The sequence below is a fragment of the Brenneria izbisi genome (genome assembly GCF_025840185.1).
Taxonomy (GTDB): Bacteria; Pseudomonadota; Gammaproteobacteria; order Enterobacterales; family Enterobacteriaceae; genus Brenneria; species Brenneria izbisi.
The window spans coordinates 224,034-236,431 of sequence record NZ_JAMPJU010000001.1 but is presented as its reverse complement, the minus strand read 5'-3'; the positions used below and the strand labels follow the sequence as shown (position 1 = coordinate 236,431).

Annotated in this window: 7 protein-coding genes; 6 read left to right on the top strand and 1 reads right to left on the bottom strand. The window is 50.9% G+C overall.

The genetic code is table 11. The annotated features are described in order from the left end of the window. The first annotated feature begins 197 nt into the window (after positions 1–197). From NC856_RS01060 to NC856_RS01035, 6 genes are all read left to right on the top strand, one after another. Positions 198–1,496 carry an MFS transporter gene (locus NC856_RS01060; protein WP_264088556.1) on the top strand — a complete coding sequence of 433 codons (1,299 nt, stop codon included), beginning with the start codon at positions 198–200 and terminating at the stop codon, positions 1,494–1,496. A 92-nt stretch (positions 1,497–1,588) separates the two neighbouring features. Further along, on the top strand, positions 1,589–3,715 hold the full coding sequence (locus tag NC856_RS01055; protein ID WP_264088555.1) for an alpha-galactosidase: 2,127 nt from the start codon (positions 1,589–1,591) through the stop codon (positions 3,713–3,715). Between the two features lie 215 nt (positions 3,716–3,930). Beyond that, positions 3,931–4,182 carry an acid resistance repetitive basic protein Asr gene (gene asr, locus NC856_RS01050; RefSeq protein ID WP_264088554.1) on the top strand — a complete coding sequence of 84 codons (252 nt, stop codon included), beginning with the start codon at positions 3,931–3,933 and terminating at the stop codon, positions 4,180–4,182. Positions 4,183–4,464: 282 nt separating this feature from the next. After that, complete coding sequence (locus tag NC856_RS01045; protein WP_264088553.1) at positions 4,465–5,292, top strand: trypsin-like serine peptidase; 828 nt, start codon at positions 4,465–4,467, stop codon at positions 5,290–5,292. 233 nt (positions 5,293–5,525) lie between these two features. Continuing rightward, positions 5,526–7,295, top strand: coding sequence for a sensor domain-containing phosphodiesterase (locus tag NC856_RS01040; RefSeq protein WP_264088552.1), 1,770 nt, complete (start codon positions 5,526–5,528; stop codon positions 7,293–7,295). Between the two features lie 92 nt (positions 7,296–7,387). Beyond that, positions 7,388–8,215 (top strand): EcsC family protein, encoded by an 828-nt coding sequence (locus NC856_RS01035; protein ID WP_264088551.1) that lies wholly within the window; start codon positions 7,388–7,390, stop codon positions 8,213–8,215. A gap of 84 nt (positions 8,216–8,299) precedes the next feature. Here NC856_RS01035 and hrpA read toward each other — a convergent pair whose 3' ends face one another. Continuing rightward, entirely contained in the window at positions 8,300–12,187 is a 3,888-nt protein-coding gene (gene hrpA / locus NC856_RS01030) for an ATP-dependent RNA helicase HrpA (protein ID WP_264088550.1), read from the bottom strand. Between the last annotated feature and the right edge of the window lie 211 nt (positions 12,188–12,398).

Below are 12,398 nucleotides of genomic sequence, written 5' to 3'. Positions count from 1 at the left end.
ACTTTTAAACACATCACAGATCCGAAACGTTTAGATTCCAATCCTAAACGTTTCGGATCTATGTTTATGCCAAGCGTTTCGATGATAGCCTGTGAGTACACCATCAAAAAACAGACAGGCGTCTGATGCCGCTCTCACGCCAAAACCATGAGAAACGTCGGTACTTCTACTTTTGCGTTATCTGTGATGAGGTGTTTATGAACGAAGCAACAGAAGAAAAATCCTATTGGGGAAACCGTAATTTCTGGTTGTTCGGGCTCTTTTTTTTCTTCTATTTTTTTATCATGGCTTCCTACTATCCATTTTTCCCGATATGGCTGCATGATATTAATAATTTAAGTAAAACCGATACTGGTATTGTATTTGGCAGCATTTCATTATTTGCGCTGGCTTTTCAGCCAATGATGGGGCCGTTGTCCGATAAGCTCGGCGTAAAAAAGCACCTGATGTGGATTATCGTCGGGTTATTGGTGCTCTTTGCGCCATTCTTTATTTATGTTTTCAGTCCGCTGCTGAAATTCAATATTTTTATTGGCGCGCTGATCGGCGGATGCTATCTGGGATTTGTTTTCACCGGCGGCTCGCACGCTATTGAAGCCTATATTGAGAAGGTCAGTCGTCATAGCAATTTCGAGTACGGTCGCACCAGAATGTTTGGCTGTATTGGCTGGGCATTATGCGCCAGTGTGGTCGGTATGTTGTATACCATCAACAATGCACTGATATTCTGGATGGCTTCAGGTTGTGCGCTGGTACTGGCTGTATTGTTATTTCTATCCAGGCCGGATCAGCAATCCACCGTTTATGTCGTCGATAAACTGGGCGCCAATAAGCCGCCATTCAATCTGAAAAACGCCCTTGAATTGCTGAAAAAACCGGCGCTATGGTTCTTCATTCTTTATATCGTCGGCGTAGCCTGTATTTATGATGTTTTCGATCAACAGTTCGCCAACTTTTTTACCTCATTCTTCGCCACCAAACAACAAGGCACTGAAATATTTGGTTTCGTTACCACTGGCGGCGAATTGCTGAATGCAACAATCATGTTTTTTGCGCCGGTCATTATTGCGCGTATCGGCAGCAAAAATGCGTTATTGCTCGCGGGCGCGATTATGTCGGTGCGTATTATCGGTTCCGCATTTGCAACGACCGCTATCGAAGTCGTCTTGCTGAAAATATTACATATGTTCGAAGTGCCATTCCTGTTGGTTGGTTCTTTTAAATATATCACCCAGGTATTTGAAGTCCGCTTTTCCGCCACGGTCTACCTGATTGGCTTCTGCTTCAGCAAACAATTATCCATGATTTTCATGTCGGTATTTGCCGGTCGTATGTATGACAGTATGGGGTTCCAAAATACCTACATGGTGTTGGGAAGTATCGTATTAACGTTCACGGTGATATCGGCTTTTACCCTCTCAGGTCATGGCGTGGTGGAAAGTCTTCGCGTCTGGTTAAAAGGCGGTAAACCAATGGCGGAAAAACCGCCGCTTTAAGATCAATACCGCAATGCCGTTATCGGCGTCTCGTTCTCAGGAAAATATTTTCAGGCGCATTGGCAAATTATTGGATTTTGTTGGGAGAGATTATGAACAATAACGTTGTCCGGTTATCCAGCCGTCACGCTGACCTTATCATTCGTTGTTATCCCTATGCGGAAATGATTTATTGGGGCAAATCGCTACGGGACTATCAACCGGAAATGATCGCGGCATTAAACCGCCCGGTGGCCAATAGCCGTCTGGACGATGATGTCCCGTTGACGCTATGTCCTGAGAATGGCCGCGGCTTGTTCAGCGCGCCCGGAATGGAAGGAAACCGTCATGGTCTGGACTGGTCTCCCGTCTTCACGCCGCAGAGTCATTCAGTCGCAAATAATACGCTGACGATTGTCAGCGAGGATGCGATCGCAGGTCTTCGCCTGGTAAGCGTGTTGCAGTTGTGTCCCAACAGCGGCGTACTTAAAACCCGAAATACGCTGACCAATATTAAATCGGGCCGCTATCAGGTCGATCGGCTCGCCGTCACGCTGCCCTTACCCGAACGGGCCAATGAAATCATGGCGTTTCATGGCCGCTGGATAAAAGAGTTCCAACGACACTCGCTCAGACTGGAACACGGCGGTTATATACAGGAAAACCGGCGCGGCAGAACATCACACGAATACTTTCCGGGGATGATGGCAGGCAACGCCGGTTTCAGCGAGCAACAAGGCGAAGTCTGGGGGTTACACCTGGCCTGGAGTGGTAATCACCGTTTACGCGCTGATTGTAAAAGCGATGGCCGTCGTCAGATTCAGGCCGAAGCGCTCTATTTCTCTGGCGAAATTTCGCTGGATACCGGACAAAGCATCAGTACGCCCTGGGTTTATGCCACCTACTCCGCTAACGGTTTGAATGGCATGAGCCGCAATTTTCATCACTATGTGCGTCAGCACATCACGCCATCGCTGGCGGATAAACCACGTCCGGTGCATCTCAATACCTGGGAAGGCATCTACTTCAGGCATGATCCTGACTACATCATCCGTATGGCAGAGAAGGCGGCCAAAATCGGCATTGAACGTTTCATCATTGATGACGGCTGGTTTAAAGGACGCAACAGCGATCTCAGTTCGCTGGGCGACTGGTACATTGACGCAGAAAAATACCCGCAAGGACTAAAACCCGTGATCGATGCAGTAAAAAATCACGGTATGGAATTTGGTATCTGGGTTGAGCCAGAAATGATCAATCAGGATTCTGAATTGTATCGCCATCACCCGGATTGGGTGCTGAAACTGGATAACTACCCAATGCGGGAAGGTCGCCATCAGTTGCTGCTGGATCTGTCGAATCCACAGGTATATGACTACCTGCTGGAACGTTTGAACTGGTTGCTGAGTGAGCATTCGATCGATTATGTCAAATGGGATTTTAACCGTGAAATGGTGCAACCCGCTCATCTGGGCCATGCCAGTCAGATACGGCAGACCGAACAGTTGTACCGGCTCTTTGACCAACTGAATAGCCGGTTTCCCGCCGTTGAGTTTGAGTCCTGCGCATCGGGCGGCGGTCGGATTGATTATGAAATACTGAAACGTTGTCACCGTTTCTGGCCGTCTGACAGTAATGATGCGCTTGACCGTCAACAGATCCAGCGAGGCATGAGTTACTTCTTTCCGCCAGAAGTGATGGGCGCTCACATTGGCGGCACCCCATGCCACACCACATCCCGCAGACACAGCATTAATTTTCGCGGACTCACGGCGCTGTTCGGGCATATGGGGGTGGAACTCGATCCCGTCTGCGAGCCGCAGTCCGAGCAACAGGCTTTCGCCCGTTATATCGCTTTGCATAAGCAGTTGCGGCCCGTATTGCACACCGGTACTCAAGTGCGCATCGATCATCTCGATAACACCACCTTGATCAATGCCGTTATCGCACAGGATCAACAGCAAGCGGTGGTCCTGATAAGCCAGCTTGCACTACCGGAATACGCCTTGTGCGGCAACCTGCGTATCCCCGGTTTGCAACCCGACACGCCCTATCGCCTTGAAGTTCTGGACATGCCCGACAGCATGCGTCAACCCCGAAACAACACCATGAAACGCTATCCAGACTGGCTTAAACAGTCCATAACCTTGAGCGGCGACTGGCTTGAGAACGTCGGCATCGCGCTACCGATTCTCGACCCAGAGGCGGCTATCCTGCTGCGCTTTACCGCAGTGAACTAACCGATGATGCGCCATTGGCCGCGCAACAACAGCGCGACCAATAGCAGCTTGCTGATCTGGTTGTACGTTCGGCTGGTTGTACGTTCGACTAGTTGTACATTCGGTTACACGCCGAAACCAATCACTCACGGAAGCCAGACTCTTTTTTCCTTATGCTCACTTCACCGACCCCAATCCGGGTCACGACATGTGAATGGAACAAAGAGGAAATGATGATGAATAAAGTAATAGTGATGATTGCCGGCGCGGTTATGGGTCTGTCCTCTGTGGCATTTGCAGCGGATACCGCTACCAGCGGCCCGGCGCAAACATCTGCTCCGGCGGCGACAACGGCGCCTGCTAAAGCCTCCCATGTTAAAAAACATGTGAAAAAAGCCAAGCCCGCGCTACAAAAAGCGCAGGCAGCCAAAAAACAGGTGAAAAAAGCGAAAACGGCCAAACCCGCGACAACCCCGCCAGCAGCTTGATAATAAACGCGTCAGACAACGGTCAAACACCCGGTCGCTTCCGGGTGTTTATTTCCTGGGATATCGGACGATGCTGCGTCGTTACTCATTTGAAATCATGTTATCCCTCATACTGCTCGGTGGATTCATTACCTTGCTCTTTTTTCTGTAACCCGTTAGATCAAACCCGCGTTTTACGCTGAAAACCTTCGTTCGTATCTAATCGCGCCCGGCAAAATGCATCTATAGTTAGTTCAAATACCGTTAGTTCAAATTCGTTTTTAACATCAGGCACACTATTACATGCGTATCTCTGTCGGATTGTTATGTTTATTCATCCTTGTCGCAACGCCCGGCTGGGCGGAGATGTCCGCCGCCGACACAGAAAAACAGCAACAGATTTTATTTTTCAATCATGACGATAGAGATCGCGTGGCTGATACCTCGACGTGGCCGTGGCAAGCCATCGGTCAGTTGGAAACCGCCAGCGGCAATTTATGTACCGCCACGTTGATTTCCCCTCATCTTGCCCTGACCGCCGGACATTGCGTTTTAACGCCCCCGCAAGGCAAAACCGATAAACCCGTCGCCCTGCGCTTTCTGGCAACAGAAAATGGCTGGGGCTATGAAACCAAAGAAATTGAAGCGCTGGTGAATAAGACGCTCAGCAAACAACTGCAAGCCGATGGCGAAGGTTGGAGTGTGCCTTCTCGTGCCGCGCCGCGGGACTATGCGCTAATCCGGTTAAAACAGACGCCGCCAGGCATCGTTCCTCTCCCGATGTGGTCGGGTGATCGTCAGTCGCTAATTGTGGCGTTGCATCAAAACCAGCAGCGAGTGACGCAAGCGGGTTACCCGGAAGATCATCCGACCATGCTGTACCGTCATCAGGATTGCCGGGTTACCGGCTGGGTTCAGCCTGCGATATTGTCACACCAATGCGACACACTGCCCGGCGACAGCGGTTCCCCGCTTATGCTGCGCACGGTATCAGGCTGGTTATTAATCGCTATTCAAAGCTCGGCGCCGGCTCCCGGCGATCGTGACCGGGCCGATAATCGGGCCGTTTCGGTAACGGCTATCCGCCAGCAACTGAAAATGTTGGCGGAAGAGGTCAGGCGTGCGCGCTGATGTTGTGCGTTTGATGATATGAAAAATAAAGACGATGATGAAATAAGGAAAAAAATAAACCAATTCATAAACTTACAACAAACCCGCCTGATATTTCAATGATGCATCGATATGAAAAACAGAGGATCAATTCCTAACAATAAACGATATTATTTTTTATAATCTTATGTTGTCTGGTCTATATGTAATGAATTCAGTAATACGAACTATTAATTACCAAAAAGAGAGGCGGCATGTTAAAGCATTTGAGCCATGATGAAGAAGAACGCATGCAGACCCTCGATGCACTTAAAAATCTTGATTATTCTCAAGATAATATTCTTACTAAAGTGACTGATCTGACTTGTCGGTTACTAAAAATACCAACAGCATTAGTCACCTTGAGCGGAACCCAAAAGCAACATATTAAAGCCAAAACTAATTTCGCCTCAGCCGAGATGGAAAAGCTCCACTCATTTGACCACTTTGTGGTGCAGACCGGCGAAATGCTTGTTTGTCAGAACGCCTTGCAGGATGAGCGATTTAAAAATAACCCCTATGTGGTTAATGCGCCGCATATCCGCGCTTACGCGGGAGTCCCCCTCATTACGACACAGGGTTATTCCATCGGCACGCTCTGCATAATTGATTATATTCCGCGGGCTTTCAGCAAAATCCAGTTGCGCATGCTCAATGACTTGGCCGCGGTGGTGATGGCACTGATTGGATATCGCAACGCAATCGGGCTGGTTGATGCGATAACCATGTTGCCAAACCGACAACGGTTGATAGAGGATATCAGCCACATAACCGATATCCATGAAAACTACCTGCTGATACTGATTGATAGCATTGATATCTCTTATGCCTATGAAATGGGCCGTTCACTCGGTATGCCGACCGTTGAAAGCATATTGAGAGATATCGGTATGTTTCTGCGCCTGACTTTTCATGCTCAGGAGAGCGTCTACAGCGTCGCGGTGGGGCGTTTTGCCTTGTTGGTGAAAGCCGACATGAAAGCACAGGTACTTGAAGCATTGGTTTCCTGTTCAGCCCGTATTCAGGAGAGCATAACCAGCCATGTTCCCCTGAAACTGGAACTGTTTGTCGGCTATACCGAGTTCCAGATCCCAGTGGATGATCCGCAGCGTATCCTGCGTGAAACCATGAGCGCGTTGCATGATGCCATCACCAACAATGTTCGTTACAGCGCCTATAACGCGCAGAGCGATAACATTCAACAACAGGCATTCACTTTACTCAATGAACTGTCTGACGTATTAAAAAACAACAAGCCCGGTCTTTATCTGGTTTATCAGCCTAAACTGAATATTGTGGATAAGAAAGTGATTGGCGTGGAGGCGCTGCTCCGCTGGCATCATCCCACGTTAGGTGAAATTTATCCTGACCAATTTATTCCGCTGGCGGAAGGCACGACGCTGATGCGCCCGCTGACGGAGTGGGTAATAAAACAAACCGCCAAACAGATAAAAATCTGGCGCCAGGCGGGAATTTTATTTCCGATATCCATCAACGTTGCCGCCAGCAATTTTGCTGAAGAGAAGTTTATTGAACGTTTATTAAATATCCTCGATCGCGACGGCTTAACGCCACGCGATATTCAAATTGAATGTCTGGAAACCCAGAAAATAATCGAAAGCTCGGAAACGCTTTCCACCATTCAGGCGTTAAAACAGCTTGGATTTATTATTGCTTTGGATGATTTCGGCGCGGGATACAGCAATTTAAACTATCTGAGAAATATTCCGGCAACGATTATCAAACTGGATAAATCACTCATCAAAGATATTAAAACCGATCTGAAGAGTCGGATTATTGTCGAGTCCATTATCAATATGTTGCATAAACTCAATTATCGGGTGCTGGCCGAGGGGATTGAGAATAAGCAAACACTCGATTATCTGGCGCAATTCGGTTGCGATGAAGGTCAGGGTTACTATTTTTCCCCGCCAATTTTACCGGAAGACTTCACCACCTGGTTAACTCGTCACGAAGCCCGCTGACATCTATCCTGACAGAGGAGACCTTGTCAGATCGCGTGGTTCATGCCATACATAAAAATATATGCCGCGACAATCAGGATTTTGAACACCTTATGAGCATTTTTGATAATCAGCAGGATCTGGATGACATTCGACAAGCCCTTGCCCTGCTGGAAGCGCCCTCGATCACCATTCAGTTAGCTAATCTGGTGGGCGGTCCGATTGAATGGAGCCTGTCTAAACTGCCTGCCGTGGTAAAAAACAAAGTTCAGGATGTGGTTCACACCGCACTGCATAAATCCGTCGATGCCGCCCTGTTTACACTGGATGATGCCCCCAAACGCGCCTCATCGCCGAAAACCCATAAACTGGTCGCGGCAACCTCCGGCGCGGTCAGTGGTTTTTTCGGCGCCGCGGGTTTGCTGGTCGAACTGCCCGTCAGCACCACCATCATGATGCGTTCCGTCGCCGATATCGCACGCAGCGAAGGATTCTCGCTGACCGATTTTTCCGTTAAGGCCGCCTGTGTGGAAGTATTCGCGTTGGGAGGCAACAGTAAAAACGATGACGCCGCAGATTCCGCCTACTATGCATCACGCGCCGCTCTTGCCGATATCACGAAACACGCCACCCGCGAATTGGTTGATCTCGCCAGCAAGAAAGGCATGGAAAAAGCTTCGGCCAGAATCACCACCTCACAGGCGGGCAGAACATTGGCCAGAGTGATCGATGCCGTCGCGACACGGCTGGGCATCACCATCACCGAAAAAATGGCCGCCCAAATCGTGCCGGTCATCGGCGCCGCCAGCGGCGCGGCAATTAATACCCTGTTCATTCACCATTATCAGAACATGGCACGCGGCCATTTCATCATCAAACGGCTGGAGGAAAAATATGGCGAAGCGGAAATCAAATCGGCCTATGTGCGGTTGAAAAACTAAAATAGGCAGGGATTTTCTCTGGAGTTTATTGATCGTATGGTAGTCCAGGCGCCAAATACCAAGATTGGCGCCGAACTAAATTGTCTACAACGCTATCTGCTCCATCGCCTGTAATATTCGCTTGTCCGAAATAGGAAACGGCGTTCCTAATTGCTGGGCAAAATAGCTGACCCGGAGTTCCTCAATCATCCAGCGGATGGCTTTTACGTCATCATCCTCGCGCCGTTCGGCGGGCAGTTTATTCCACCACTGTTGCCACACCTGTTGCACCTGTTCAACTTTCAGCATCTGCGCCCGATCGCGGTGGACATCCTGGGCCAGTTTTTCCAGCCGACGCTCGATTGCCTGTAGATAACGCAGCACATCCGGCAAGCGGCGCCAGCCATTGGCGGTAACGAAACCACGAAACACCAGACCGTTGATCTGATTTTTGATGTCGCTCAGCGCCAGCGCCAGCGTCATATCAATGCGCCCTTTCAGGCGTTTGTTGATGGCGAATACCGTCGTCAGTATCTGCTCCACCTGCCGGGCGATATCCACCACCGTCTCGTTAAGTTCCGCTCGCACTTTTTCATGCAGTTGCCGGAACGCCTCTTCCTGCCATACCGGGCCGCCAAACTCGCTAATCAACTTATCGACGGCGCAGGCAATACAGTCGTCGATCAGATCGAGCACTTTGCCGTAAGGATTGAAATACAACCCCAGCTTTGCCTTGTTGGGTAACTTCTCATGCAGGTATTTGATTGGCGAAGGAATATTCAGCAACAGCAAGCGCCGCAACCCTTTACGCATCATCTGCTGCTGTTGATGCGGCGTATCAAATAAACGGATCGCCACACTGTCTTTTTCATCCACCAATGCAGGGTAAGCTTTTACCGAATAACCGCCGCGTTTTTGCTCGTAGCAGTCCGGCAGCGAACCAAAACTCCAGACATGCAAGTTGCCTTGTTCCAGCCCGTCATCCGCTACAGCGGAGAGCGTCTGCTGGACTTTATCTTTCAATTGTTCCTTCAACGCATTCAGATCTTTCCCTTCCCGCAGGGCGCGATTTTTCTCGTCCACCACGCGGAACGTCACTTTAAGATGATCGGGCACCTGTTCCCATTGCCATTCTTCGCGCGGTACGCTCACGCCCGTCATCAGCCGTAATTCACGTTCCAACGCCTCCAGCAGACTTTTTTCCAGCGGCGTGGCACGCGCCAGAAACGCATCGGCGTAATTGGGCGCTGGTACAAAATTGCGGCGTATCGGTTTCGGCAACGATTTGATCAGCGCGATAACCAGTTCGCGGCGCACGCCGGGAATTTGCCACTCAAACCCTTCATCGCGCACCTGATTGAGGATAGGCAACGGGATATGCACCGTCACGCCATCGGCATCCGTTCCCGGCTCAAACTGATAAGACAAGCGCAGCTTCAGGTTGCCCTGATGCCAGAAATTCGGATAGTCCAGCGCGCTTATGTTGTCCGCGCCTTCTTTGATCAGCATGCTTTTTTCAAAGTTCAGCAGATCCGCATTCTCATGGCTGGCCGTTTTCCACCACTGGTCAAAATGACGGGCGGAAATGATATCGTGCGGCAACCGCTGATCGTAAAAGGCAAACAGCGTTTCATCGTCCACCAGAATGTCGCGGCGGCGTGATTTATTCTCCAGTTCCTCGACTTCGGCCAGTAACTTCAGGTTAGCGCGGAAAAACGCATGCCGCGTCTGCCAGTCCCCTTCCACCAGCGCGTGACGAATAAATAACTCACGCGCCAGAACAGGATCGATCTGGCTGTAATTCACTTTACGCGCCGCCACAATCGGTAAGCCGAACAACGTGACTTTTTCCTGCGCCATCACGGTGCCTTGCGCTTTTTCCCAGTGCGGATCGCTGTAGCTGCGCTTGATCAGGTGCTGGGCCAGCGGCTCGATCCATTCCGGTTCAATGCGGGCGGCGATCCGTCCCCACAAACGACTGGTTTCCACCAGTTCGGCCACCATCGTCCATTTCGGCGGTTTTTTGAACAGGCCTGAACCGGGAAAAATAGCGAAACGTGTGTTGCGCGCGCCGCTGAACGCCTGCTTGTCGATATCTTTTTGACCAATATGCGACAGCAGCCCCGTCAACAACGCGCAGTGAACGCTGCGGTAATCGGCAGGTTCGCTGTTTATCGGTAATCCTAGTTCTTTCACCACCTGACGCAATTGCGTGTAGATATCCTGCCACTCACGCACTCGCAGATAGTTGAGGTAATCGCTACGGCACAGCCGACGGAACTGGCTGGAAGATAACGCTTTTTGCTGTTCCCGCAGGTAGTTCCACAAATTGACGAACGCCAGAAAATCGGAGTCTTTATCGACGAAACGGCGATGTTTTTCATCCGACGCCTGCTTTTTATCCAGCGGACGTTCGCGCGGGTCCTGAATGGACAGCGCGGCGGTAATGATCATCACTTCACGCACGCAGCCCGTGACGCGGGCTTCCAGCACCATGCGCGCCAAACGGGGATCGATGGGCAGTTGCGCCAACTGACGTCCTTGCGGCGTCAGATGATAGTGGCCATTTTCCGCCAGTTGGATTGCGCCCAATTCTTCCAGTAAGCGCACGCCATCCTGAATGTTACGTTTATCCGGCGCTTCAACAAACGGAAACGCCGCGATATCCCCCAGCCCCAGCGCGGTCATTTGCAAAATAACCGAGGCCAGATTGGTGCGCAGAATTTCTGGATCGGTGAAGGCCGGACGGGACAAAAAATCCTGTTCAGCATAGAGACGGATACAGATGCCGGCGGCGACGCGGCCACACCGTCCTTTACGCTGGTTGGCCGACGCCTGGGAAATGGCCTCAATCGGCAAACGCTGGACTTTGGTGCGCAAGCTGTAACGGCTGATACGCGCCGTGCCGGGATCAATCACATAGCGGATACCCGGCACCGTCAGCGAGGTTTCCGCCACATTGGTCGCCAGCACAATGCGTCTGCCGTGATGCGACTGGAAAACCCGGTTCTGCTCTTGATTGGACAACCGGGCATACAGCGGCAGGATTTCGGTATGCGGCAAATTCAGCCGCGCCAGCGCATCGGCGGTATCGCGGATTTCCCGCTCTCCGCTCATAAAGATCAGGATGTCGCCCGGCCCTTCCCGGCTCAACTCATTTACCGCATCAAAGATAGCCTGCAACTGATCGCGATCGCTGTCTTCAGCCTCTTCCACCACCGGGCGATAGCGTACCTCCACCGGATAGGTGCGACCGGACACTTCAATGATCGGCGCATGGTCAAAATGGCGGGAAAAGCGCTGCGGATCGATGGTCGCGGAGGTAATGATGATTTTTAAATCAGGACGTTTGGGCAGAAGCTGACGCAAATAACCCAGAATAAAATCAATATTCAGGCTGCGCTCGTGCGCTTCATCGATGATCAGCGTGTCATACTGCGTTAACAGCCGATCCTGTTGAATTTCAGCCAGCAATATCCCGTCCGTCATCAGCTTAACCAGGGTATTATCGCCCACCTGATCGTTAAAACGGACTTTATAGCCCACGCAACCGCCAAGCGGCGTTTCCAGTTCGGCGGCAATACGATCGGCCACGGTTCTGGCCGCCAGACGCCGGGGCTGGGTATGGCCGATCAAGCCGCGCACGCCGCGTCCCAGTTCAAGGCAAATCTTCGGAAGCTGGGTGGTTTTCCCCGAACCGGTTTCCCCCGCCACAATGATGACCTGATGTTCGCGCAATGCGTTCAAGATCACATCTTTCTTCTGGCTGACCGGCAATAGTTCGGGATAATGAATGGCCGGACAGCCCGCCCGTCGATTGTTCACCTTGTGCCGCGCGGCAACGATCTCCCCCTCAATTTCCTGAACAATCGCCGCCTGCGCCTGGGGATTGCCGACCTTTGCCGCACCCTGTATACGACGGCGCAGGCGTTGCTGATCGCGGAGCATTACCTCACTTAACTGCGTAGATAATGCGCTGAGCGGTGATTTCACGTTGCGGACTCCTTAATACTTTTTCTTGCCTGTTACGGGCCATATTTACGCCCTGTTCCCAGTCACTTAAACCGGAACATTTTCCGGCATGCATGGTAGCACATCACCGCCGACGGCTCTAACCATGCGAATACATGCTTATTCAATAAAATCGAACAATGCGCTCGAATATTTGCACTTTCAACCACGATGACGCCCGCCTAAGATGAAG